Annotated in this window: 19 protein-coding genes; 10 read left to right on the top strand and 9 right to left on the bottom strand. The window is 74.0% G+C overall.

Going from position 1 to position 24,706, the window contains the following annotated elements:
* Nucleotides 1-36: 36 nt before the first annotated feature.
* A complete protein-coding gene (locus tag ACFVVO_RS18175) occupies nucleotides 37-897 on the bottom strand; it encodes a hypothetical protein (protein WP_390056016.1) in 861 nt (286 codons plus the stop codon).
* Nucleotides 898-1,080: 183 nt separating this feature from the next.
* Between ACFVVO_RS18175 and ACFVVO_RS18170 the strand changes: the two genes are divergently transcribed.
* The 3 genes from ACFVVO_RS18170 (at nucleotide 1,081) to ACFVVO_RS18160 (ending at nucleotide 4,221) form a co-directional block, all read left to right on the top strand.
* Entirely contained in the window at nucleotides 1,081-1,203 is a 123-nt protein-coding gene (locus ACFVVO_RS18170; RefSeq protein ID WP_390056014.1) for a putative leader peptide, read from the top strand.
* 196 nt (nucleotides 1,204-1,399) lie between these two features.
* Entirely contained in the window at nucleotides 1,400-2,302 is a 903-nt protein-coding gene (locus ACFVVO_RS18165) for a glutathione S-transferase C-terminal domain-containing protein (RefSeq protein ID WP_390056012.1), read from the top strand.
* 134 nt (nucleotides 2,303-2,436) lie between these two features.
* Entirely contained in the window at nucleotides 2,437-4,221 is a 1,785-nt protein-coding gene (locus ACFVVO_RS18160; protein WP_390056011.1) for a LuxR C-terminal-related transcriptional regulator, read from the top strand.
* A 165-nt stretch (nucleotides 4,222-4,386) separates the two neighbouring features.
* Here ACFVVO_RS18160 and ACFVVO_RS18155 read toward each other — a convergent pair whose 3' ends face one another.
* Nucleotides 4,387-6,999 (bottom strand): CHAT domain-containing protein, encoded by a 2,613-nt coding sequence (locus ACFVVO_RS18155; RefSeq protein WP_390056009.1) that lies wholly within the window; start codon nucleotides 6,997-6,999, stop codon nucleotides 4,387-4,389.
* Between the two features lie 146 nt (nucleotides 7,000-7,145).
* Between ACFVVO_RS18155 and ACFVVO_RS18150 the strand changes: the two genes are divergently transcribed.
* From ACFVVO_RS18150 to ACFVVO_RS18140, 3 genes are read left to right on the top strand one after another with little or no spacing between them, the layout of a single operon-like run.
* Nucleotides 7,146-8,570 carry a S8/S53 family peptidase gene (locus tag ACFVVO_RS18150; protein ID WP_390056007.1) on the top strand — a complete coding sequence of 475 codons (1,425 nt, stop codon included), beginning with the start codon at nucleotides 7,146-7,148 and terminating at the stop codon, nucleotides 8,568-8,570.
* Nucleotides 8,567-9,205: an RNA polymerase sigma factor gene (locus tag ACFVVO_RS18145; protein WP_390056005.1), complete on the top strand. Its 639-nt coding sequence runs from the start codon at nucleotides 8,567-8,569 to the stop codon at nucleotides 9,203-9,205. Before ACFVVO_RS18150 ends, ACFVVO_RS18145 begins: the two co-directional genes overlap by 4 nt.
* Nucleotides 9,202-9,690: a hypothetical protein gene (locus ACFVVO_RS18140; protein WP_390056003.1), complete on the top strand. Its 489-nt coding sequence runs from the start codon at nucleotides 9,202-9,204 to the stop codon at nucleotides 9,688-9,690. The genes ACFVVO_RS18145 and ACFVVO_RS18140 overlap by 4 nt, the downstream gene beginning before the upstream one ends.
* A 28-nt stretch (nucleotides 9,691-9,718) precedes the next feature.
* Here the strand turns inward: ACFVVO_RS18140 and ACFVVO_RS18135 are convergent, their stop codons facing one another.
* The 3 genes from ACFVVO_RS18135 to ACFVVO_RS18125 all read right to left on the bottom strand — a co-directional run bounded on the left by ACFVVO_RS18135 (nucleotide 9,719) and on the right by ACFVVO_RS18125 (nucleotide 14,283).
* A complete protein-coding gene (locus ACFVVO_RS18135; protein ID WP_390056002.1) occupies nucleotides 9,719-10,960 on the bottom strand; it encodes a cytochrome P450 in 1,242 nt (413 codons plus the stop codon).
* Nucleotides 10,961-11,051: 91 nt separating this feature from the next.
* Complete coding sequence (locus tag ACFVVO_RS18130) at nucleotides 11,052-11,843, bottom strand: N-formylglutamate amidohydrolase (RefSeq protein WP_390056000.1); 792 nt, start codon at nucleotides 11,841-11,843, stop codon at nucleotides 11,052-11,054.
* A gap of 220 nt (nucleotides 11,844-12,063) precedes the next feature.
* Nucleotides 12,064-14,283, bottom strand: coding sequence for an NADP-dependent isocitrate dehydrogenase (locus ACFVVO_RS18125; RefSeq protein ID WP_390055998.1), 2,220 nt, complete (start codon nucleotides 14,281-14,283; stop codon nucleotides 12,064-12,066).
* Between the two features lie 86 nt (nucleotides 14,284-14,369).
* On the opposite strand from ACFVVO_RS18125, the gene ACFVVO_RS18120 reads away from it, so the two are divergent.
* Nucleotides 14,370-16,067, top strand: a complete 1,698-nt coding sequence (locus tag ACFVVO_RS18120; RefSeq protein ID WP_390056262.1) for a M1 family metallopeptidase — start codon at nucleotides 14,370-14,372, stop codon at nucleotides 16,065-16,067.
* On the opposite strand, the gene ACFVVO_RS18115 is transcribed toward ACFVVO_RS18120, so the two are convergent.
* The 4 genes from ACFVVO_RS18115 to ACFVVO_RS18100 form a co-directional block, all read right to left on the bottom strand.
* Entirely contained in the window at nucleotides 16,068-16,481 is a 414-nt protein-coding gene (locus ACFVVO_RS18115; protein WP_390055996.1) for a DUF4186 domain-containing protein, read from the bottom strand. It abuts the gene before it with no gap.
* Nucleotides 16,482-16,518: 37 nt separating this feature from the next.
* On the bottom strand, nucleotides 16,519-17,604 hold the full coding sequence (locus tag ACFVVO_RS18110; RefSeq protein WP_390055995.1) for a mechanosensitive ion channel family protein: 1,086 nt from the start codon (nucleotides 17,602-17,604) through the stop codon (nucleotides 16,519-16,521).
* Nucleotides 17,605-17,781: 177 nt separating this feature from the next.
* Nucleotides 17,782-19,314 carry an amino acid permease gene (locus ACFVVO_RS18105; protein ID WP_390055994.1) on the bottom strand — a complete coding sequence of 511 codons (1,533 nt, stop codon included), beginning with the start codon at nucleotides 19,312-19,314 and terminating at the stop codon, nucleotides 17,782-17,784.
* Nucleotides 19,315-19,352: 38 nt separating this feature from the next.
* Complete coding sequence (locus tag ACFVVO_RS18100) at nucleotides 19,353-20,345, bottom strand: hypothetical protein (protein ID WP_390055993.1); 993 nt, start codon at nucleotides 20,343-20,345, stop codon at nucleotides 19,353-19,355.
* A 263-nt stretch (nucleotides 20,346-20,608) separates the two neighbouring features.
* Here ACFVVO_RS18100 and ACFVVO_RS18095 point away from each other — a divergent pair, with 263 nt between their 5' ends.
* The 3 genes from ACFVVO_RS18095 to ACFVVO_RS18085 are packed head-to-tail and all read left to right on the top strand — an operon-like array spanning nucleotide 20,609 to nucleotide 24,698.
* Nucleotides 20,609-22,039 (top strand): FGGY family carbohydrate kinase, encoded by a 1,431-nt coding sequence (locus ACFVVO_RS18095; RefSeq protein WP_390055992.1) that lies wholly within the window; start codon nucleotides 20,609-20,611, stop codon nucleotides 22,037-22,039.
* Nucleotides 22,036-23,439, top strand: coding sequence for an FAD-dependent oxidoreductase (locus ACFVVO_RS18090; RefSeq protein ID WP_390055991.1), 1,404 nt, complete (start codon nucleotides 22,036-22,038; stop codon nucleotides 23,437-23,439). Before ACFVVO_RS18095 ends, ACFVVO_RS18090 begins: the two co-directional genes overlap by 4 nt.
* Nucleotides 23,436-24,698, top strand: a complete 1,263-nt coding sequence (locus ACFVVO_RS18085) for an FAD-dependent oxidoreductase (RefSeq protein ID WP_390055990.1) — start codon at nucleotides 23,436-23,438, stop codon at nucleotides 24,696-24,698. The genes ACFVVO_RS18090 and ACFVVO_RS18085 overlap by 4 nt, the downstream gene beginning before the upstream one ends.
* Nucleotides 24,699-24,706 lie beyond the last annotated feature (8 nt).

Genomic DNA, 24,706 nt, shown 5'->3' with positions numbered 1-24,706 from the left:
AGGCCTCCGGCGAAGGCGCGGTCCCGCCACGGGCCGTCAGTCCAGCGTGGTCGGGGTCGGGGAAGGGGTCTTGCCGGCGAGCACCTGCTGCAACCGCTGGGTGCCCTGCTGGACCGCCGTCTCCGTGCTGTCGTGATCGACGCCGGACGGGCCGCCGTTGGTCACCAGGATCCCCGACGAGCCGACCCGGACGGCGGCCACGTCCAGCTTGAGCGTGACGGGTTCTCCGTTCGAGGTGCCCTGCACCGTCAGGGTGAGGCCCTGCCTGCCGTCCCCCACGGCCGGCAGCGAACTGCTCACGACCTGTACCGTCCGCTTGCCGCCGTCCGAGCCGGTCACGGTGAACTGGTCGCAGGTGTCCGCGAGGCTCTTCATCCAGTCCAGGGACTTCTCCAGCGATCCCTTGCCGTAGTCGCCCACCTGGTACAGCAGCCGGGCGTCGCCCTGGGTGAAGCCGGTGAGCGCCGACGCTCCCGCCGGCCGGCCCAGCAGGGTGTCCGAGTACAGGCTGTCGAGCAGCTTCTGACAATCCTGGGAGCTGGTTTCGCCGTTCAGGAACGAGGCGACGTCGACCTTGCCGACCAGGAGCTTGTCGCGCCAGCTCGCCGCGTTGTTCACCTGCGTCCACGCGTCCTCGATGTCGGCCTCGGTGATCAGCGCGGCCTTCGCCCCGTTCGTGGTCAGCGCCCGCGTGGCCGACGCGGACGGGGAGGACGGCGAAGGGGAGGACGAGGACAGGGAGGACAGTGACGGGGAGGACGGAGACTGCTTCGCCGCCGGGGAGGCGGGCGCGGCCTCCGGGGACCCGGTGTCGCCCGCGCAGGCGGCGGTGACCAGCAGAGTCCCCGTCGCCAGCGCCAAGGTGAGAACACGTGCGGGGCGGGACGGACGGTGCATCGCGGCGGCCTCCTCAGAGCGCGGTACGTCCCTCCACATCAGCACCGGCCCGGCCGGCCGACGAGCGCAGTGCGGCGTTCGAGTGAACCCGTACCGGTCCGCCGTGTGGACGTCGCCTTGACGCCGCGGCACGCCCGATCGACACTCCAGGGAAAGGGAATCCCAGCGAACGGGTAGGGAATCATGGCGCGCCTCGAGACGGTGGCCGGCCGAGCGGGCCGCACGCCGCCCCGCGCACCCCTTCTCACCTCCCGCCTGCACATCGACCTGCTGCGCGTCTGCAGCGCGATCGGCCTGCACGGCTGACAGCAGGCGGCAGAGAGCTGACGGCCGACGGCCGACGGCTCAGTTGACAGCCGACCTCCGATCGCTGTCCGCCGACCGCTGCCCGTCGAAGGTTGTCCGCCGACCGCTGGAGGCCAAGCCGGTCCGCCCGCGCCCTCGTCGCACCCACGCCGTATTCGCCGCGCCCGCCTCCGCGCGCCCGCACCAGGGGAGACACATGTCCATCGCTCCGCTCGCCGCCGTCCCGTCGCTCCGCCGCCCCGCCCCCGTCTTCCGAGGCCGGATCGGCCAGGACGCGCGCAGCGGCCACTACGCCGTGCCGCACCGCTACCGGCTCCATCTCTCGACCGCCACTCCCGACGGGCTGCGCCTCGCCGTCGGCCACCGCCTGCTCGGGCTCGACGGCAGTTGTCCGGTGACATTCCTGCCCGCCGTGCCGGACCAACCCGACGGCGGCCACTCGGCGTTGCATCCGCTGTACGAGGCGAGCGCGCACCACTACACCGGGCCCGCTCTCGCTCCGGTGCTCAGCGACGACTGGTCCGGACGCATCGTCAGCACGCACGCCCCGGAGATCCTCCGCGACCTGGACCGCTTCCGCCCGAACGGCCGTGCCTCGCTGTACCCGAGCGGCGCCGAGAGCGAGATCGAGGCCGTGGAACGGCTCTGTGCCGAGGACATCCAGCGGGCGGCGCAGCGCGCCGGGCGGGCCGGCGCCGATCCGGCCGACCGAGCCGCCGCACTGGAACACCTGCTGGACACGCTGGGCCGGCTGGAACGGTACCTGGCGGGGGAGGAGTTCCTGGTCGCCGGCCGGCTGACCGCCGCCGACGTCGAACTGTGGGTGGCACTGGTCCAGTTGGACACCGTGCACCGCCATCGCATCGACGCCTCGGCCGTGCAGCGCGTCGCCGGCCATCCGGCGCTGTGGAGTCACGCCCGGCGGCTGGCCGCCCACCCGGCCTTCGCCGCCCACCTCGACCCCGACGGGATCGCCGCCTCGGCCGACCGGGCCGTACCGCCGCTTCGGGAGCGGGACTTCCTGGCCGGTCGCCTCACGAGGCTCCTCGCCGGGGACACGACGGCGAGGCCGGAGGACGTCTCCCTCCCCCGAAGGTGACGTCCCCCGACCGCTCCCCCTGGGCCCGACTGTGGCCTGGACCGCCAGAATGCCCTCCCCGATGGCCGAGCGCCTGAGTCGGGGGGTACTCAAGTCGCCCTGTATCAGAACTGAGTAGGCGCGCTCCTGTTCGTGTGACGACTGACGAACAGGACGCGAAGACGCTTGAACTGCCCTGGCCGTTCACCGGGCGGGAGGACGAACTGGACCGGGTCCGGCGGGCGCTGGCGGCCGGGCGGCCGGGCATCGTGGTGACCGGGCCGGCCGGCCGGGGCAAGACCCGGCTGATCAAGGAGGCGGTCCGGGGCCTGGACTGCGCCCGGGTGACCGGAACCCCCGAGACCCGGAGCATGCGCTTCGCGGCCTTCGCGCACCTGCTGCCCGACACGGTCTCGCTGCACCGCGCGGTGCGGCTCCTGTCCGGAGTGCGCCTCCTCGTCGTCGACGACGCCCATCTGCTCGACGAGGCCTCCGCCGCGCTCGTGCACCAGCTCGCCGTGCACGGAGGCACCCGGCTGGCGGTGACCGCCACCGACGGCGCGCCCGTGCCCGCCGCCGTCTCCAGACTGTGGACGGGGGAGCTGCTGCCGCGCCTGCCGTTGCCGCCGCTGCCCCGCGAGGACACCGACCGGCTCCTCGCCGCGGTGGGACTCGAGCCGCTCACCATGGGCCGGATGCACCGGCTGTGCCAGGGCGATCTGCGGCTGCTGCGCGACCTGCTGGGGGCGCTGCGCCGCTCCGACGCCCTGAGCGCCGTCCCGGGCGGTGGCGGATGGGCGTGGCGCGGACCGGTCCCGGTCACCGCGACCGTCCGTGAGCGCCTGGCCGCCGTCCTCGACCGGCCCGACCCCGACGAGCGCGAGACACTGCACCGGCTCGCGTTCGCCGAGCCCCTGCCGCTCGCCCTGGACGGCCTCGACCTGGACGTCCTCGAACGCCTTGAGCAGGAAGGGCTGATCGACGTCGGTGGCCACGGCTCGGTCACCCTCGCCCACCCGCTGCACGGCCCGGCCCTGCGCGCCACCGCAGGCCCGCTGCGGGCACGCCGGCTGGCCCGCACCCCGGACCGGTACGGGCCGGCTCTCTCGGCCGAACGGGCGGCGCTGGAGCGCAGGCTGGCGCGACACGACGTACGGGCCGTGCCGACGCCGGTCGGCGACTGGCTGCTGGCCGAGGGGCGGCCGGTCCCGGGCGGATACGCCGCCGTACGTGCCCGGTACGCCCGGTTGCGCGGAGAGCTGCGCGAGGCGGCCGCATGGGCACGCGAGGGTCTGCGCGCGGAACCGGAGGACACCGGCTGCCGTACCGAACTCGACTTAGCGGCAGACCAATTCGGCGACACCACGGGGACGGGGATGCGGGCCGCGGCGGCACGAGGCGACCTCGGGGGCGCCCTGGACCGGATCGCCGGGGACGAGGTGTTGGCGCTCTACGACGCCGTGCGGCTGGGGGCACCGGAGCGGGTCGCCGGGCGGCTGCCGGGCGACGGTGTGTTCGCCCGGCACGCCGACGCGCTCGCCCGCGGCGACGGCCCCGCCCTGGACCGGGCCGCCGAGGCGCTGGCGGAGCGCGGCTTCCTGCTGTTCGCGGCCGAGGCGCACGCACAGGCCGTACCGGCCCACCGCGACCCGCGCGCCGCCCGCCTCTCCCGCACCCGGGCGCTCGCATTGGCCCGCCGCTGCCAGGGCGCCCGCACCCCGGCGCTCTCCGGACTCGTCCTCGGCGAACTCACCGCGCGGCAACGGCAGATCGTCGCCCTCGCGGCGTCCGGCCTCAGCAACCGCCAGATCGCCGAGCGACTGACGCTCTCCGTCCGGACGGTCGGCAACCACCTGTACGGGGCCTACGCCCGCCTCGGCGCGAGCGACCGCGGAGCGCTGCCGTGGCTCACGGACCTGCCGGCGGCGGAACCCGCGTGACCCGGGGCCCGCACAGCGTGCGGGCTCCGCCTCACGCCGGTCCGAACGCCCTGAACCCCCTTGTCCGCGGGGTTGTTCACGGCGTGCGCCCCCGCCTCAAGCCCTCCCGAGTGCCACGGAACGGAACCCGCGCGACCGCAACGCTTTCACCACGGGCGGCCCGCCTCACGCCGCCCCGAACGCCGCGAACGCCCACCCCGTCGCCTGGTGGACCGCGTCGCCCGGCTGGGTGGCGCGGGCGTCGCGCAGGGACTCGGCCAGGGAGAGTCCCGCGTCCAGTCCCTTGTGCAGGGCGAGCATCAGCGGCACCACGGCCGCGTCGTTGACCGGCGCGCTGCTCGCCACCACCCCGGCCGTGCCCAGCGGCAGCAACGCGGTGACCAGCCCCAGCAGTTCGTCCGCGCCGACCGAGGCGAGCCGGGCGGTGTCGCAGCTGGAGAGGATGATCCGGTAGGGGCTGCGGGCCAGGCGCTCGAAGTCGTGCACGATCAGCGGGCCGTCGGCCATCCGCAGCGCGGAGAACAGCGGGCTGTCCGCGCGGAACGTACCGTGCGCGGCGAGATGCGCGAGGGCCGCGCCGTCCAGGTGCTCCAGCACCCGGGGCACCTGCGCCGCCGGTCCCTCCAGCACCGTAGCCGCGCCGTACCGGCCGGCCAGCTCGGGCACCTCCGCGCCGCCCGTGGCCAGGCCCGGGCCGCGGACCAGTACATGCCGGCCGCCGCGCGGCGGCGCGGTCTCCCGGGCCCGCAGCCAACTGCCCGCCGACGGCGACACACTGAGCACCCGCTCCCGCAGCGCGGGCAGCAGCGCCCACGGCACCCGGTGCAGCGCGCCCGGCGGCACGATCACCACAGGGCCGGACCCGAGATGCGCCGCGGCACCGCCCAGCAGCAGCTCCTCCAGACGCCGGCCCGCCGCCTCCACCAGCGGCAGCCGCGCCTCGCCGCCCGGATGCGCGAGCCGGCGCAGCCCGGCCTGCACATGCTCCGCCTCGGCCACCGCCTCCGCGAGCGCCCCGCCCGCGAACCGCCGGACCCGGCCCTGCCCGCAGAGCAGGATGTGCACCCGGCCGTCCACCACGGCGAGCTCGACCAGCCGAGCGTCCCCGAGACGGGCCAGCAGCCGGGCCGCGTCGAAGCGGTCGCCGTCGCCGGGCGCGTCGCCGCGCATGTGGTGGGTGCGGGAGCGGATCTCCCGTTCCAGCCGCCGCTGTTCGCGCTCCAGGGCGGGCACCGGGCGGCCCTCCATCCGCGCCTCCTCCGCGCGGGCCGCTATCTCCCGGTAGGCGGTGATGCCGCCGAGCAGCGCCGGATCGGCGGGCGGCCGGGCGGGCGGCGCGGCCAGCACGGTCGCCCGCCAGCGCTCGCTCCATTCCAGCAGCCGCCGCGGGCCGCCGTGCGCCAGGCTCACCTCCTGTGCGAGCGCGGCCAGTTCCGCCCCCTGCGCGGTGGCACGGGCCCGCAGCTCGGAGGCGCCGAGCGTCATCCGGTGGTCGTCGAGCACGCCCAGGCCGTGCCGGCAGGCCTGCAGCACACCGCGCCCGGAGCCGGCCGCCCGGGCACGCAGCGCCTGCGCCACCCAGCCCGTCACCCTGGCCCGCGGCGGACCGGAGTGCCGGCTGCGCGCGGCGGCCGCCAGATGCCGTTCCGCGTCCGCCGTCCGGCCCAGCGTCAGCGCGATCCGCCCGGCGAGCAGCGAGGCCTCCGGCGCGGCCGGCGAACCGAAGGAGGCCAGCCGCTCGGCGACCCGCGCCGCGTCCGCGACCAGCCGGCCCGACCCGGGCCCCGCCGCCGCCCGCGCCTCGGTCAGCACCAGCCGGGCGTGCGTCTCCCACCAGGTCCGCCGCTGCCTGGCGAACAGCCGTACGGCATGGGCGGCACGGTCGGTCGCGATGTCCGGCTTCCCGGCCGAGCGGGCGGCGTGCGCGGCGGCCAGCAGGAGCTCGGCCTTACGGGTGGACTGCCCGCCGATCCGGTCCAGCAGCGCGATCGCGGTGTCCGCCTCGGCGAGCGCCTCGGGGGCGAGCCCGGCGGCCATCAGCACCTCGCAGCGCCGCACGGACAGCATGAAGGTGGGCGTGCCGAGCTTTGCGTACCGCTCCTCGGCCTCGTCCAGCAGCCGCAGCGCGGCCGGGATGTCCCCGGAGCGGAACGCGGCGAGGCCCCGGCTCTCCACCGCGTCCGCCTTGTCGTGCTCCTGGCCGGTGGTGTCCCACAGCCGCTCCGCCGCCGTGAAGTCCGCGACCGCCCGGTCCACCGCGCCCAGCGCCAGATGCACCGTGGCCCGCAGGGTCAGCGCCCGCGCGGTCCAGATCCCGTCGCCGGCCTGCCGCAGTGCCGGAAGGGCCCGCCGTACGTCCTCCAGTGCCTCCCGGTGATGCCCCAGCACCCACCACACATAGGCCCGCCGGTACCGCACCCGTGCCCTGGTGTGTCCGCTGCCCCGCGCGACCCCCTGCTCGAACGACGCCAACCCCTGCCGGGTGCGCCCCGCGTGCACCAGTGCGACCCCCAGGGTCGCGAGGACGTCCGCCTCCCGCTCCGCCGACTCGGCGCGCGCGGCGAGGTCCCGGGCCCGGCGCAGATGCCTGAGGGCGATCCGCAGATCGCCGAAGTCCCGCTGCCAGATGCCGAGCACCTGGTGCGCGACGCTGGCGTGCAGCGGCGGCGGGCCGGTGTGCAGCAGGTGTTCCGCGCGTGCCCGGGCCTCGCCCGGGTCGGCGAACACCATAGGCAGCAGTTCGAGGACCGACTCGCTTCCCGCTGTCACCCCTCGCATGGTAGTGGCCTGCGCGAACCCGCCCCACGGGTTCGCCGTTGTCACTTGCGGCCGTACCCGCCGCACCCGCGGGCTGTATCAAGCTGTATCAATCGGTCGTCGGACGACTCTGACTGTCGGACACCGTCTCAGGGGGAGGACACACCATGGCACCTCAGCGATTCCACGAGCAGTTCGACCACATCCAGCGCGCGATGCCCGGCACCGCTCTGGCCATGGGGCCGGACGACGCCGCGGAGTTCCTCTACGAGAAGGGCGTCGTCCTCGCCCGCGACGGTGAGGAGGCCCGGCTGGTCGAGGACACCGTGCGCGGCCACTTCACCGACACCCAGGGCCTGGTCCCGGACCATGTGCGCCGGGCCGGCCCGGAGACCAACCGCACCGGCATCACCCGGATCCGGGTCGGCGACCCCGCCCTCGGCGAGGACGTCGTCCCGCACGCCCTGGGCGCCCTGCGGGAGGCCGAGGGCCGCCAGGGCCGCCGCCTGGTCAGCCGCAACCACGTCGTGCACATCGCGGTCAACGCCTGCCCCGGCGACGAGCCGGTCCCCGCGCCGCGCAGCGAGCCGCCCAACCCGGCTCCGGTGGACGCCCCGTACGACCCGGACACCGCCGTCGGCGTCCTCGTCATCGACACCGGCCTGGTGCACGACCACGGCTCCTACCCGCTGCTCGCCCACACCACCGGCGACCCGCAGGTCAGCGAGACCGGCCCCGACGGTGTGCTGCGGCAGTACGTCGGACACGGCACGTTCATCGCCGGAATCGTCGCCGCCGTCGCCCCCAACACCGACGTCACCGTGCGCGGCACGCTCGCCGACGCGGGCGCCGTCCTGGAGTCCGAGTTCGGCGCCAGACTCTTCGAGGCCGTCGACCAGGGAGGCTGGCCCGACATCATCAGCCTCTCGGCCGGCACGTCCAACGGCCGCACCGACGGACTGCTCGGCCTCGACGCGTTCATGCGGGAACTGCGCGAGCAGGGAACCCTGTTGGTCGCCGCCGCCGGCAACAACGCCAGCGACAACCCGTTCTGGCCGGCCGCCTACGCCGCCCTGCCCGAGTACGAGGACTGCGTGCTGTCGGTCGGCGCGCTCCGCGGGGACGGCGAGTCCGGCGCCTGCTTCAGCAACCACGGCCACTGGGTGCGGGTCTACGCCCCCGGCGAGCGGCTCACCAGCGCCCTCACCGGCTTCCGCACACCCGTGCCGTACGTCTACCAGCACTCCACCTACGACGCCTGCCGGTACGGCTTCGAATACGTCTGCACCTGCCAGTACCCGCGGCACACGGGCGTGCTGAGCGAGGCGCGGGAGAGCACCGCCGGCAAACCCGACCAGGTGATGTTCGACGGCCTCGCGCAGTGGAGCGGCACGTCCTTCGCCACCCCGGTCGTCGCCGGGCTCGTCGCCGCCCACATGACGGCGCACAAGGAGCGCGAACCGCGCGCGGCCCGGGCCCAACTGCTCCGCTCGGTCACCGAGTCCACCGAGGTGCGCGGGGCGCACGTGCCGGTGCTCCGGCCGTCCACCTGGCGCCCGACCCCCGTCGCGATCCCGGTCCGGCCGGTATGAGGGCCGGAACGCTCCACTCCACGGCGTACGATGACGTGCCGTACACGAGGGGTGGAGTTGTGGACCGAACAGAGGTCGGCGCGCTGGTCCGGTCCGCGGTCGACGGCGACGCGGCGGCCTGGAAGGCGCTGGTGGAGGGACTGAGTCCGCTGGTGTGGTCGGTGGTGCGCGCACACCGGCTCTCCGACGCCGACGCGCACGAGGTCTACCAGACCGTGTGGTTCCGCTTCGCCCAGCACCTCCACCGCCTCCGCGAACCGGACAAGGCGGGTTCCTGGCTGGCCAGTACGGCCCGGAACGAGTGCCTGAAGGTGCTCAAGGGGCTGACCCGGCTGACGTTCACGGACGATCCGCAGGTGCTGGACCGGGCCAGTGAGGAACGGACACCGGAGCAGTCGCTGATCGACTCCGAGGAGGAGGCCGCGCAGGCCGAGCGGATCCGCCGGCTGTGGCAGGAGTTCGAGGCGCTCGGCGAGCGGTGCCGGCAGTTGCTGCGGGTGCTGATGGCCTCGCCGCCGCCGAGCTATCTGGAGGTCTCGGCCGCGCTGGGCATCGCGGTCGGCAGTATCGGCCCGCTGCGCCAGCGCTGTCTGCGCCGGCTGCGGGCCCGGATGGACGCACGGGAGGCGGCATGAGCGGCACACACGACGACGAAGCCTTCCCCGAAGAGGGATGCGACGACGCCGGGTTCGACGGGGACCTGCTGGAGGAGGAACTGCGCCAGGCGGCCGCCGTGCTGGACCCGGTCCCGGCCGAACTGCGCCAACTCGCGCTGGGCGCCTACGCGCTGCACGACCTGGACGCCGACATCGCCGAGCTGACCTTCGACTCGCTGGTGGACGCGCTGCCCGTCAGGGGAGTGCCGGACGCGCCACGGATGCTGACCTTCCGCGCGGGCGGCCTGACCGTCGACATCGAGGTCACCGGGGAGGGCCTGATCGGCCAGGTGCTGCCCCCGGGCCCGGCCCGCGTCGAGGTCCTGGGCGGCCCCCGGGCGGCCCGCCCCGTCACGGTCGACACCCTCGGCCGCTTCACCAGCGACACCCCACCCACCGGCCCGTTCGCCCTGCGGCTCCGCGCCGGCGGGCAGGTGGTCGTGACGGAGTGGCTGCGGGCGTAGGGACGCGTCCGGCCGGCCCCGCTCCGGGTCACCAGGTGACGGGCAGGGTGCGTGGTCCGCGGATCATCGTCTTGTGCCGCCATTGGACCTGGTCCGGTGGGACGGCGAGGCGCAGGGCGGGCAGTCGGTCCAGGAGTGTGTCGACGAGCAGTTCGGTCTGCAGCCGGGCGAGGACGGCGCCGGTGCAGTAGTGCGGGCCGTTGCCGAAGGCCAGGTGCGGGTTGGGGCGCCGGTCCGGGTCGATGCGGTCGGGGTCCGGGAAGACGGCCGGATCGCGGTTGGCGGCGAGGTAGGAGACGTAGACCGGTTCGCCCGCCGCGATCCGGTGACCGCCGACCTCGACGTCCTCCAGGGCGATCCGGGCGAGCCCGACCGTGCTGCGGTGCGGGATGTGACGCAGGAGTTCGTCGAGCACCGGGCCGCGCGCCTCGGGGCGGGTGCGTACGCGCTCCATCAGCTCCGGCCGGGTCAGCATCAGGAACAGCATCTGGCCGCAGTTGTGGGTGACCGCCTCGCCGCCGATCTGCAGCGGTCCGGCGAGGCCGACGGCCTCCTCCTCGCTGATCTCGCCCCGGGACACGGCGGCCCCGAGGAGTGAGTAGACGTCCTCGTCCGTGCTGTACGCGCGGGACCGGACGGCCGTGGTGATCCAGCCGTACAGGCCTGTCTTCGCGGCCTGGGCGGCCTCGGCGCCGCCGGAGGTGGAGATGATCTGCCGGGTCCAGGCGTGCACCTGCTCCCGGTCGGCGGGCGGCACGCCCATCACCTCGCTGACGACCGTGATCGGGAACGGCTCCAGCACCCGCTCGACCAGGTCCGCGGGCGGCCCGTCCCGTACGACGCCGTCCATCAGCTCGTCCAGAATCCGCTGCGCGCGGGGCCGCAGCCGCTTCATGGCGCTCGCCGTGAAGGCGCAGGCGACCGGCCTGCGCAGCCGGTTGTGCTCGGGCTGGTCGGCCCAGGCCAGCGAGCCCGGGCGGGGCGCGAAGTTCGGGGCCAGCCGGGTCACCTGACGGCGGGTCACCTCGGCGCGGCCGAAGCGCGGATCGTTCGTGACCAGCTTCACGTCCTCGTAGCGGGTGGCGAGCCACGCCCACCCCTCGCCGAACGGCAGCCGGATCCGGGTCAGCGGGCCCTCGCGCATCAGGCCGGCGAGGACCGGGTCGAAGTCCGTCCCGTCCAGGTCGAGCGGCAGCCAGTCCCGCACGGGCGGCGGCCAGTCCCGCTCGGGCGGTGCGGCCCGGCCGGTGAGCGTGATCTCCTCCGTCATGCCCACCACCTTCGTACGCGCCCCGCCCGCTGTCCTGCGGGAGTGCTCCAGCCGGAGGGCCCGGGGCTCCGAGCCGGAGGCGGCCCCGCCGCTACACGGCGTCCACGAGCGCGGCCAGAGCTCCGGCGAGGTCCTCCAGACCAGGGCCGGCGGGGCCGCCGGGCTCGGTCATGTAGGTGTCCCGGCGGATCTCCACCATCAGCGCGCTCACCCGCGCCTCGCGGCCGTAGTACTCCAGCGGCACGTAGGTCCCGCTGAACGGGCTGTCCAGCCCCGTCTCCCCGCACTCGGCGAACGCCTCCAGGGCCGCCTCGCGCAGCCGGGACGGCGTGTGGAAGGCGTCCGTGCCCAGGCACACGGGCGGCCGCGGGCCGGCACCGTGCAGCTCGTACGGCAGGGCCTCGCGCGGATAGGAGTGCACGTCGATCACGATCGCGCGCCCGGTCGCGGCGAGCCGCCCGGCCACCGCCTCGGTCATCGCGCGCGCGTACGGCCGGAAGTACCGCTCGACCAGCGGCTCGGGATCGGTGTCCGTGGCCCGCAGCGCACCGCGGTGCGTGGTCCCGGTGTACACGGCTCCCATGCCCACGGCCAGCATCTCCTCCCGCTCGTCCGGGAACCGCTCCGGGTCCACGACCAGCCGGGACAGCCGGTTGACGAACCGCCAGGGGGCTGTCCCGGCGAGGGCCGCCGCCCGCTCCGCGATCCGCGCGGTGTGCGCGTCGGTGATGTGGTCCAGTTCCCGCTCGAGCGCCGCGTCGTCCAGCACGATCCCCTCGCGGACGTCACCCGGTATCGCCCGCGACGAGTGCGGCACGTGCAGCAGCACGGGCGACTCGGCGGCACCGGGCAGGAGTTCGAACGAGGGGGCGTACGGGGGCACGGGCTGCTCCATGGGCGTCGGTCGGACGGTGCACGATCAAGGTGCCACACGGCACTGACAGCAATAGGAGCATCAACGCCACGGCCGTCACCGCCCTCCGTACCGCCGGCGGGCCGGGACGGACACACGGCGCACCGGCCCCCGGCATGCCTCCGCCCCGGCCGGGGGCACCGACCGGGGCGGAGGATCACTCACGGCGGCGGCTGACCCGCCGCGTACCTCAGCTCAGGGACGCGAGGAGCGAGTTCCAGGTGGCCGACGGGCGCATGACCGCGTCCGCCTTGGCCTTCTCCGGCTGGAAGTAGCCGCCGATGTCGGCCGGGCTGCCCTGCACGGCGATCAGTTCCTCGACGATCTTCTGCTCGTCGGCCGCGAGGGTCTCGGCGAACGGGGCGAACGCCTTCGCCAGGTCGGCGTCGTCGGTCTGGCCGGCCAGCTCCTGCGCCCAGTACAGGGACAGGTAGAAGTGGCTGCCGCGGTTGTCGATGCCGCCGAGGCGACGGGTCGGGGACTTGTCCTCGTTGAGGAAGGTCGCCGTGGCGCGGTCCAGCGTGTCGGCGAGGACCTTGGCGCGGGTGTTGCCGGTGGCCGCCGCGTACTGCTCGAGGGACGGCACCAGGGCGAAGAACTCGCCGAGGGAGTCCCAGCGCAGGTAGTCCTCCTTGACGAGCTGCTGCACGTGCTTCGGCGCGGAGCCGCCGGCACCGGTCTCGAACAGACCGCCGCCCGCCATCAGCGGGACGACCGACAGCATCTTGGCGCTGGTGCCCAGCTCCAGGATCGGGAACAGGTCGGTCAGGTAGTCGCGGAGCACGTTGCCGGTGACCGAGATGGTGTCCTGGCCGCGGCGGATGCGCTCCACCGACAGCTTGGTGGCCTCGACCGGAGACAGGACCCGGATGTCCAGGCCCTCGGTGTCGTGCTCCGCCAGGTACTGCTCGACCTTGGCGATCAGGTTGGCGTCGTGGGCGCGGGTGGCGTCCAGCCAGAAGACGGCCGGGTCGCCGGTGGCGCGGGCGCGGGTGACGGCCAGCTTCACCCAGTCCCTGATCGGCGCGTCCTTGGTCTGGCAGGCGCGGAAGATGTCGCCGGCGGAGACCGTCTGCTCGATCACGACGTTGCCGGCCTGGTCGACCAGGCGGACGGTGCCGGTGACCGGGATCTCGAAGGTCTTGTCGTGGCTGCCGTACTCCTCGGCCTTCTGCGCCATCAGACCGACGTTCGGGACCGAGCCCATGGTCGACGGGTCGTAGGCGCCGTTGGCGCGGCAGTCCTCGATCACGGCCTGGTAGACGCCGGCGTAGGAGGAGTCCGGCAGCACCGCGAGGGTGTCGGCCTCCTGGCCGTCCGGGCCCCACATGTGACCGGAGGTGCGGATCATGGCCGGCATCGAGGCGTCGACGATGACGTCGGACGGCACGTGCAGGTTGGTGATGCCCTTGTCGGAGTCGACCATGGCCAGCGTCGGGCCCTCGGCCAGCTCGGCGTCGAAGGAGGCCTTGATCTCGGCGCCCTCGGGCAGCGACTCGATGCCCTTGAGGATGCCGCCCAGGCCGTCGTTCGGGGTCAGACCGGCGGCGGCGAACGTCTCGCCGTACTTCGCGAACGTCTTCGGGAAGAAGGCGCGCACCACGTGGCCGAAGACGATGGGGTCGGAGACCTTCATCATCGTGGCCTTCAGGTGCACGGAGAACAGGACGCCCTCCTCCTTGGCGCGGGCGACCTGCGCGGTCAGGAACTCGCGCAGCGCGCCGACGCGCATCACGGAGGCGTCGACGACCTCGCCCTCGAGGACGGGTACCGACTCGCGCAGGACGGTGGTCGAGCCGTCGTCGCCCTTGAGCTCGATGCGCAGCGCACCGGCCTCGGAGATCACCACGGACTTCTCCGTGGAGCGGAAGTCGTCCACGCCCATCGTCGCCACGTTCGTCTTGGAGTCGGAGCTCCAGGCGCCCATGCGGTGCGGGTGGGTCTTGGCGTAGTTCTTCACGGAGGCGGGGGCGCGGCGGTCGGAGTTGCCCTCGCGCAGGACCGGGTTCACGGCCGAGCCCTTGATCTTGTCGTACCGGGCGCGGATCTCCCGCTCCTCGTCGGACTTGGGGTCGTCCGGGTAGTCCGGCAGCGCGTAGCCCTTGCCCTGCAGCTCGGCGACGGCGGCCTTGAGCTGCGGGATGGACGCCGAGATGTTCGGCAGCTTGATGATGTTGGCGGCGGGCGTCTTGGCCAGCCGGCCCAGCTCGCTCAGCGCGTCGGGGATGCGCTGGTCCTCGTTCAGGTACTCCGGGAAGACGGCGATGATGCGCCCGGCCAGCGAGATGTCGCGGGTCTCCACGGGCACGCCGGCCTGCGAGGCGTACGCCTTGATCACCGGCAGGAACGAGTGCGTCGCGAGGGCCGGGGCCTCGTCTGTGTAGGTGTAGATGATGGTCGAGTCAGTCACCGGGTGCTCCGCTCCACGTCTGCAACATTGCTCGACATCAAGATATCTCGTGATCGGGTCCGGCTCGACAGGGGTCCCGGCCGGAAATTCGTGCCGCCCCGGCGCAACCGATCCCGCCTTCATGTGGTCATGACAAACGATCACCACTGACCACGCGTGATCGCCCACGACCGGCGGCCGGATCCGACCACCCGGCCGCCCGACCGAAAGCGGACCATGAGATATCGCACCAGAGTGACGGCCCCGGCGGCCGCCCTGATCGGCACGGCCGCGGCACTGACGACGGGCTCCCCGGCCCAGGCGCGCCCCCCGGCGCGAAGGCGCACAAGGCGGCCCGCACGGCGGCCGTCCTCGGCCCCGAGACCCTCGGCGACCCCGTCTTCCCCACCCTCGGCAACAAGGGCTACCGCGCCACGTCCTACCACCTGGACCTGGCCTACGACGCCACGGCCAGGAAGGTCGACGCGACGGCCACGCTGAAGATACGCGTCGACCGCCCGCTCAGCCGCTTCTCGCTCGACGCCCTCGGCCTCGACATACGCACCGTGTGCGTCGACGGCGCCGCCGCCACTTTCACCCAGGTGGACGAGAAACTGCGGATCACGCCCGCCAAGGCCCTGCCGCCGGACGCGCCGGCCACCGTGACCGTCGCCTACTCCGCCGACCCGCGCCGCGCCCTCGCCCACACCGCCTGGGTGCCCACCCCCGACGGCTTCGCGACCTGCCCGCAGCCGAACTCCGCGCACACCGTCTTCCCGTGCAACGACCACCCCTCGGACAAGGCGGACTTCACCTTCCGCGTCACGGTCCCGAGCGGGCTGCGCGCGGTGGCGAACGGCCTGCTCACCGGCACCGAGACGCTGAGCGGCGACCGCACGGCGTACTCGTACCGCTCGGCCTCCCCGATGGCCACGGAACTCGTGCAGATCACCGTCGGCGACTACGTGATCAAGGACCGCCAGGGCCCGCACGGCCTGCCGCTGCGCGATGTCGTGCCCACCGCCCGCGCCACCGCCCTGGAACCGGCCCTCGCCCTCACCCCCGGCCTCGTCACCTGGCTGGAGGACCGGCTGGGCGCCTACCCGTTCGAGACGTACGGCCTGCTGCCGTGCAACTCCGACGACCCCGCGGCCTTCGACTTCACCGGCCTGGAGACGCAGACCCTCACCCTGTACAAGCCGAACTTCCTGCTCCAGCCGGAGAAGAGCATCGGCTCGCACATGATGCACGAGCTGGTCCACTCCTACTTCGGCAACCTGGTGAGCCCCGCCACCTGGGCCGACCTGTGGCTGAACGAGGGCCACGCCGACTACTACGGGCTGCTCTACCGCTACGAGCGCGGCTGGGCCGACTCCCTCGGCCTGACCACCATGGAAGCCCGGATGAAGGACACCTACGCGCGCGGCGACCAGTGGCGTCACGACTCCGGCCCGGTGGCCTCCCCGAACGCGGTCAACCTCTTCGACAGCCAGCGCTACCTGGGCGGCGTCCTCGTGCTGTACGCCTTCCGGCAGCTCGTCGGCGAGCAGGTGTTCAACGCCGTCGAGCGCACCTTCCTGGAGCGCTTCCGCGACTACTCGGCGACCACCGCCGACTACATCGACGTCGCCTCCGAGGTCTCCGGCCAGGACCAGTCCGGCTTCCTGCGTGACTGGCTCTACGGCACCAGGACCCCGCGCATGCCCGGCCACCCCGACTGGACGGTGAACCCGGTCGCCTCCTCCTTCGCGGCCCCGCACAGCAAGCGCGGCGGCCACTGGCACGAGAACTCGGCCACGCTCTGATCAGCCGTGGCGGGCGGCGTCCGGCCCGGCGCCGCCCGCCACCTCGCGCTCGATCCACCGGCAGATCACGTCCACCACGTACACGTGCTCGGCGCGGCTCAGCTCCCGTCCCCGGGGAATCCCGTGCCAGCGCTGCAGACAGCTCCGGCAGCAGGTCGCGGTGGCGTGCTGGGCGACGAACACCGGATGCCCCCGGTACGGCGTCTGCCTGCCGTCCTTGTACGGCCGCGCCGGGGCGAGCCGCTCGGCGATCAGGTCGTAGGCGTGCCAGCGGATGGTCGCCGGCCCCTTCTGCCCGGCGACGGCCAGCTCCCGCCCGCGCAGATGGAACTTCGCCCGGAACGGCTGACGCGCGATCGCGTCGAGCCGTTCGTCGAGGGAGCGGGCGGCCGGGTCCGGCGGCGGAGAGGTCATGGTCCTTCGAGGGTATGCCGACCGCCGCCCTCGGGGCCTACTCGGCAACAGCCGGCGCCGGCTCCTCCGCGCCGCGCTGCTGCGGTATCACCACCGCGCCCTGCTGCAGGGCCACCGTCCTGGTCGGGGACGGGATGTGGACGCCCTCCTCGCGGTAGCGGCGGTGCAGGCTCTTGATGAACTCGTGCTTGATGCGGTACTGGTCGCTGAACTCGCCCACGCCGAGGATCACCGTGAAGCCGATGCGCGAGTCGCCGAAGGTGTGGAAGCGGATCGCGGGCTCGTGGTCCGCAACGGCGCCCGTGATCCCGGTCATCGTCTCGGCGATGACCTCGTGGGTGACGCGCTCGACGTGGTCCAGGTCGCTGTCATAGCTGACGCCCACCTGCACCAGAATCGTCAACTGCTGCTCGGGGCGCGTGTAGTTGGTCATGTTGGTTCTCGCGAGCTGGCCGTTGGGGATGACCACCAGGTTGTTGGAGAGCTGACGCACCGTCGTCTGGCGCCAGTTGATGTCCACCACATAGCCCTCCTCGCCGCTGCTGAGCCGGATGTAGTCGCCCGGCTGCACGGTCTTGGAGGCGAGGATGTGGATGCCCGCGAAGAGGTTGGCGAGGGTGTCCTGCAGGGCCAGCGCGACGGCCAGACCGCCGACACCCAGGGCGGTGAGCAGGGGCGCGATGGACACGCCGAGCGTCTGCAGCACCACCAGGAAGCCGATCGCCAGCACCAGCACCCGGGTGATGTTCACGAAGATGGTGGCCGAACCGGCCACGCCCGAGCGGGACTGGGTCACCGACTGGACCAGGCCCGCGATCACCCGGGCCGCGGACACGGTCACCACGAGGATCAGCCACACCTCGAGGAACTGGTCGGTGTGGTGCTGGACGGTCCGGGTGAGCGGCAGCACCGCGGCGGCCGCCGCCGCACCGCCCGCGATCGCCGCCCACGGGACGACGGAGCGCAGCGCGCCCACGATGACGTCGTCACCGCTCCAGCGGGTCCGTTCGGCGTGCTTCCCCAGCCAGCGCAGCACCGTGCGGGACAGGAAGGCCAGCAGCAGGCCCGCGGCCACGGCGATGCCGGCGAGCACCAGGTCGTGCAGGGTCAGCGCACGGTTCACCGGTCACCTCCGGGGCGGGAAAGGGCGTTGTGGAGCCTGGAGTGAAGTCTCGTCACGTTGTCACCTGCTCGATGTCCGTACATGTGCGATCGCGCCGGCCACCGACGTCGTCGGCGGGCGGCGCGATCGCTCATCCTGCCGTATCCGGCGGCCCGGTTCGCACCGGGACGGCGCGGATCAGACGATGCCCTCCGCGAGTTCGGCCTGATCGCGGTCGTCACCGTAGGCCGCGGTGGTGGGCGTGCCGTACGAACGGCGGGCGACGTACCACCAGATGCTGGCCAGCACCAGCACGACCACGAGGGCCACGGCCGCGTAGTTCATCGTGTCGCCGGTGACCGGCGAGGACTGCGGCAGACAGAACAGGACCGTCACACAGGCCACCCAGACCACCGCGATCCAGCCGACCGGCCTGCTCCACCGGCCCAGGTTCCACGGACCCGGCCGGAACCGGTCGCCGGCGCGCAGCCGCAGCAGGACGGGGATGGCGTAGGCGGGGGTGATGCCGATGACGTTGATGGCGGTGACCGCGCCGTACGCCGTCGCCGAGTACAGGGACGGCAGAGCGAGCACACCGGCGACGATCACCGACAGCCAGACCGCCGCGACCGGCGTCTGGGTACGGCTGCTGATTTTGCGCCACAGATGCGAGCCCGGCAGGGCGCCGTCCCGGCTGAACGCGAACACCATCCGGCTGGCCGCGGCCACCTCGGCGTTCCCGCAGAACAACTGGGCGACGATCACCACGAGCAGCAGCACGCTCGCCCCGTCGGCGCCGAGGCCGTCGAGCAGGATCTGCGCGGGCGGCACCCCGGTGTCCGTGGTACGCGTGGCGTCGTAGTCCTGGATGGCGAAGGTCAGTCCGGCGAGGAGGACGAACCCCGCGATCCACGACACCCAGATGGACCGCACGATGCCCTTCGCCGCGGACACCGAGGCGTTGGACGTCTCCTCGGACAGGTGCGCGGAGGCGTCGTAGCCGGAGAAGGTGTACTGGGCGAGCAGCAGGCCGATCGCCGCCACGTACAGCGGGCTCGACCACCCGGTGTCGTTCACGAACTTGGTGAACACGAAGGAGGGCGACTGGTGATGGTCGGGGACGATCGCCAGCGCGCCGACGATGAGCGCGACACCGGCCAGGTGCCACCACACGCTGACCGAGTTGAGCAGGCTGACCAGGCGGACGCCGAACAGGTTCAGCACGGCGTGCAGCAGCAGGATGCCGCAGAAGATCAGCATGGTCTTGCCGGGAGCCGGCTCGAAGCCCCACTGGAGGTTGGCGAAGGCACCGGTGAACAGGGCGGCCCCGTAGTCGATTCCGGCGATCGCGCCGAGCAGGCCCAGCAGGTTCAGCCAGCCCGTGTACCAGCCCCAGCGACGGCCGCCGAGCCGGTCCGCCATGTAGTACAGGGCGCCGGAGGTCGGGTAGGCGCTGGTGACCTCGGCGAGCGCCAGGCCGACGCAGAGTACGAACAGGCCGACGCCCGCCCAGCCCCACAGCATCACGGCCGGCCCGCCGGTGCCGAGGCCGAAGCCGTACAGGGTCATGCAGCCGGACAGGATCGAGATCACCGAGAAGCTGATCGCGAAGTTGCCGAAGCCGCCCATCCGGCGGGCCAGCACGGGACGGTAGCCGAGCTCGCGCAGCCGCTGCTCCTCGTCGTGCTGCGGCCGGGCGGGGGAGGGCGACGGTTCGGGGGCGGGGGACATGCGGAAACCTCCGGGCAGGGGGAAACGAGGGGGGAGCGTCAGGGGCGGGAGCCGAGATCCTCCTCGGCCGCGCGGCAGCGGTCCCTGGCCCGCAGGAACACCTTCACCGCGGGGCCGTGGTCCGGGGTGCGGTACATCCAGGGCGGCGGTGTGAAGTACGGCCCGATCGCGTCGAACACCCGGCCCGCGTCGGCGAACCGCTGGGCACCCCACAGTGCGTGGGCCAGGTGGTTGAGGTCCAGCAGGGAGCGTTCGGGCCGGGGCGCCTGCTCGAACCAGGAGTGCAGCGCCCGCGTCGCCTCACGGGTGGCGTCCTCCGCGACCCAGTGCAGGTCCAGCGCCGCGTCGTGTCCGTCGGCCCGCCGGTAGCGCTCGACCCGGACGTACAGCGGCAGCATGTGCAGGGCGGAGCCGGGCGGCGCCGGGACGGCGGCCCACCGGGCGTAGCGGGCGGCCTCGGCGAGCCGGTCGGAGGCGGCGGTGGCGTACAGGAACCGCAGCATGCGGTGGTGCGCCTCGCGGTTGTGCGGGTCGCGCTTGCCGGCCTCGGCCAGCAGTCCCCAGGGGCCCGGCGGCAGCAGGGGTTCCGGCGGCGGCGTCCGGTGCTCCGGCCAGCGCTGCTCCGGGTCGAGCTGGGCCAGCGCCAGCAGGCACACCCAGGGCACGGGGTCCTCCGGGGCGGCCTGGGCGGCGGACTGGGCGGCGTCCCAGGCCTCGATCCACAACTCGTGTGCCCGCAGGTGCCGTTCACGCCGCGCCCGCAGGGCCCGCTCCACGCCGACCCGGGCGTGCATCACCGCGGCCGGCACACTGTGCGGCTCCTCCGCGAGCCAGGCCCGCACCACGTCGGTGCCGGCCGCCGCGGCCGCGAGGATCTGGGTGCGCTGGGTCCACTGCCACCGGCTCGTGGTGTCCGCGAGCAGCGCGCGCATCGCCATCCAGCGACCGGTGCGCAGATCCTGCAGGGCGCCGCGCAGGGCACCGTCGTGACCGGCGGGATCGTAGAAGGGGCGTGCTCCCTCTCTGGCCATCAGCCACCCGCCCCGGTCCGCGAGCGGACAGGCAGGGTGACGCGGTGCGCTGACAACGGCCCTCCTCGGGGCGGTGGTTGAGGGTCGCGTGCGGGGTCGGCGGTCACTATAGGGGTGTCGTATGCGCCGTGCCATCGATGTCAACTCAACTTGCCGAACGCGTAGTTGATCACCGGCCGGCCGCGCTTGACGCCGGACGCCGCCCGGCGGCAGGCTGTTCGCGCCGATCTTCGAAGGGCCGGACGAACGCGCGGGAGGGTGCGATGACGGGGCCGGTGCTCGCCGTCGACCAGGGCACGTCCGGCACCAAGGCGCTGGTGGTCTGCCCCGAACGTGGCGTCCTGGGCTCCGGGTTCGCCGCCGTGCGGCCCCGCCATCTGCCCGGCGGACGGGTCGAGGTGGACCCCGACGCGCTGTACGCCTCCGTGCTCGACGCCGGCCGGGCCGCGCTCGCCGAGGCGGGCGAGGGCGTCGTGGCGATGGGCCTGGCCAACCAGGGTGAGACCGTGCTCGCCTGGGACCCCGCGACCGGCCGCCCGCTGACCGACGCCCTCGTCTGGCAGGACCGGCGCGCCGCGACCGTGTGCGCCGAACTAGTCGAACACGCGGAGGAGTTGCGCCAGCTCACCGGGCTGCCCCTCGACCCGTACTTCGCGGCACCCAAGATGGCCTGGATCCGTCGCCACCTCACCCGCGAGGGCGTCGTCACCACCTCCGACGCCTGGCTGGTGCACCGGCTCACCGGCGCCCTCGTCACCGACGCGGCCACCGCGGGCCGCACCCAGCTCCTGGACCTGGACGGCACCCACTGGTCGGCGCGGGCGCTGGAGGCCTACGGACTGCTCGGCGAACGGCTCCCGGAGATCGCCGACAACGCCCAACACATCGGCACGACAAGGGCGTTCGGACCCGAGATCTCCCTCACCGGCCTGATCGTCGACCAGCAGGCCGCCCTGCTCGCCCAGCGCATCACCGGGCCCGGCGGCGCCAAGTGCACCTACGGCACCGGCGCGTTCCTGCTCGCGCACACCGGCGGCACACCCCGGCGCGGCGACTCCGGCCTGGTGAGCTGCGTCGCCTGGCGGCTCGCCGGCGACACCGGTTACTGCCTCGACGGGCAGGTCTACACGGCCGCCTCCGCCGTGCGCTGGCTCACCGACCTCGGCGTCATCTCCTCGGCCGCCGACCTCGACCCGGTCGGCGGCGCCGTCCCCGACAGCGGCGGCGTCACCTTCGTACCCGCCCTCGCCGGGCTCGCCGCCCCCTGGTGGCGCGGCGACCTGCGCGGCTCCCTGACCGGGCTCGGCCTCGACACCGGCCCCGGGCACCTGGTGCGCGCCCTGTGCGAAGGCCTGGCGGCGCAGGTCACCGAGCTGGCCAGGGCGGCCGCCACCGACCTCGGCACGCCCCTGGACACGCTGCGCGTCGACGGCGGTCTGACCCGCTCCGCCCTGCTCATGCAGACCCAGGCCGACCTGCTGCAGCGCCCCGTCGAGGTCTCCGCCCTGCCCGACGCCACCGCGCTCGGCGCCGCCGCCCTGGCCCGGCTCGGCGCCGACCCCGCGCTGAGCCCGGCCGACGTCCTTCCCGACTGGAAGCCGGCCGCCGTGTACGAGCCCCGCATCCCGGCCGACCTGGCCGCCGAACGCCTGGCCGGCTTCCGCACCGCGGTCGCCGCGCTGCTCGGCTCATGACGGTCACCGCCGAGGGGCCGCTGCCCGAGGAGCCGTACGACGTCGCGGTCGTCGGCGCCGGAGTCGTCGGCTGCGCCATCGCCCGCGAACTCGCCCGCCACCCCGGGCTGCGCGTCGCCCTGGTCGAGGCCCAGGACGACGTCGGCCAGGGCACCTCCAAGGCCAACACCGCCATCCTGCACACCGGTTTCGACGCCACCCCGGGCTCCCTGGAGGCCACGCTGGTCCACGAGGGCTCCCGGCGGCTGGCCGCCTACGCCGCCGAGTCCGGCATCCCCGTCGAACGGACCGGCGCCCTGCTCGTCGCCTGGGACGAGGACCAGCTCGCCACCCTGCCCCGGCTCGCCGAGAAGGCCGGGCGCAACGGCTGCCCCGACACCCGGCTTCTCGGCGCCGACGAGCTCTACGTCCGCGAACCGCACCTCGGCCCCGGCGCGCTCGGCGCCCTGCACGTGCCCGGCGAGAGCATCATCTGCCCCTGGACGACGACCCTGGCCTACGCCACCCAGGCGGTCCGCGCGGGCGTCCACCTGCACCTCGGCACCCTGGTCTCCCGGTCCGACCGGCGCGACGGCACCCATCTGCTGACCACCTCCCGGGGCACCCTGCGCGCCCGGCACCTGGTCAACGCGGCCGGACTGCACGCCGACACCCTCGACCGGACGCTCGGCCACGACGACTTCACCGTCACCCCGCGCCGCGGCCAGCTCATCGTCCACGACCGGTTCGCCCGCCCCCTGGTCCGGCACATTCTGCTCCCCGTCCCGACCGCTCTCGGCAAGGGCGTCCTGATCGCGCCGACCGTGCACGGCAACGTCCTGCTCGGCCCCACCGCCGAGGACCTGGACGACAAACGGGCCACCCGGTCCACCGGGGAGGGCCTCGCCCTGCTGCGGGAGAAGGGCCGCCGCATCCTGCCCGCGCTGCTCGACGAGGAGGTCACCGCCGTCTACGCCGGGCTGCGTGCCGCCACCGAGTACGACGACTACCGGATCGTCGCGCACCCCGGGCAGGCGTACGTCACCGTCGGCGGCATCCGCTCCACCGGCCTCACCGCGTCCATGGCCATCGCCGCCCACGTCGTCGGACTGCTGGCCGGCACCGGGGTCGACCTCGGTCCGGAGCGCGAACCGGAGCCGGTACGGATGCCCGGCATCGGCGAGACCTCCCCGCGCCCCTGCCTGCGGCCCGAACTGATCGCCGCCGACCCGGAGTACGGCATGCTCGTCTGCCACTGCGAGCGGGTCTCCCGCGGCGAGATCCGCGACGCCCTCGCCAGTACGATCCCGCCGCGCTCCCTGGAGGGCCTGCGCCGCCGCACCCGCGCCCGGGCGGGCCGCTGCCAGGGGTTCCACTGCGGGGCGGCGGTCCGGGAGCTGTTCGAGGAGGCGCGCCGATGACCGCGAACCCGCCGGTGCGCTCCGTCGACGTCCTCGTCGTCGGCGCCGGCCCCGCCGGACTCGCCGCCGCCGCACGCCTGGCCGCCGCCGGGGCCGGCCGGGTCGAGGTGCTGGAGCGGGAGGCACGGCCCGGGGGAGCGACCCGCTACTGCGCACAGGGGGGCTTCGGCACCTGGACGCGTCCGCTGACCGGCCCCGGATACGCCCGGCTCCTCATCGAGGCCGCCGTGAGCGCGGGCGCCGTGGTGCGCACGGGGGTGACGGTTCTGGAGTGGGCGGACGCCGGGCCACCGCTTCCCGCGACACCCGCCGGTCCGGTGGGGAAGGGCGCGGTGGGCGGCCCCGGGGCAGGCGGCGCGGTGGCGCCGGGCCCGGTCCACGGCCCGTGGGTCGCCCGTGCGGCACGAGGAGGCGTGGCCGAGGGCGCGGCATCGGCGGACGTCGCCCACGTACCAGTGGCCGACGGCGCCACGGCAGCCGACGAAGTCGACGGCCCGGGGGCCCGGAGCGCGGTATCAGCGGGCGCGCCCGGTGTCCCGGGGCCGACCGGTGCCGCCCGGACGAGCGCGGCCGGCGGGTCCGCAGACCGGCCCGACTCGGTCCTCACGGTAGTCGGCCCCGGCGGGCTGGAGACGGTCAGAGCACGAGCCGTGGTCCTCGCCACCGGCGCCCGGGAACGCCCCCGCGCGGCCCGGCTGGTCCCCGGCACCCGGCCCGCCGGTGTCTACACGACCGGCGAACTCCAGCAGGCGGTGCACCTGTTCGGGCAGCCGATCGGCACCCGTGCGGTGGTGGTCGGCGCCGAGTACGTCGCATACGCCGCGGCCGGTACATTGCGGGCGGCCGGTGCCCTGGTCGCCGCGCTGGTCACCGAACAGGACCGCGCCCAAGTACCGCCGATCCGCGCCCAGACGGCGCGCCTGGGCCGCCGCACCCCCCTCCTCACCCACACCACGGTCGCGGAGCTCCTCGGCCACGGCCGCCTGTCCGGTGTCCGCCTGCGCCACCGCGACGGTCGTACGGCGGTCCTGTCCTGCGACACGATCGTCTTCACCGGCGACTTCGTGGCCGAGAACGAACTCGCCCGGACCGCCGGCATCCGGCTGGACGCGAGCCCGTACACCTCACGCCCCGGCGTCTTCGCCGCCGGCGGCCTGCCGCACCCGGGGCAACGTGCCGCAGCGGCCACGAGCGACGGGGTGACGGCGGCCGGCGCGGTGCTGCACTGGCTGGCGGGGGCGCCCTGGCCCGGCACCTGACCGGACCG

It is taken from the genome of Streptomyces sp. NPDC058145 (genome assembly GCF_042884245.1).
Lineage (GTDB): Bacteria > Actinomycetota > Actinomycetes > Streptomycetales > Streptomycetaceae > Streptomyces.
This window is presented reverse-complemented; position numbering and strand designations above follow the sequence as displayed.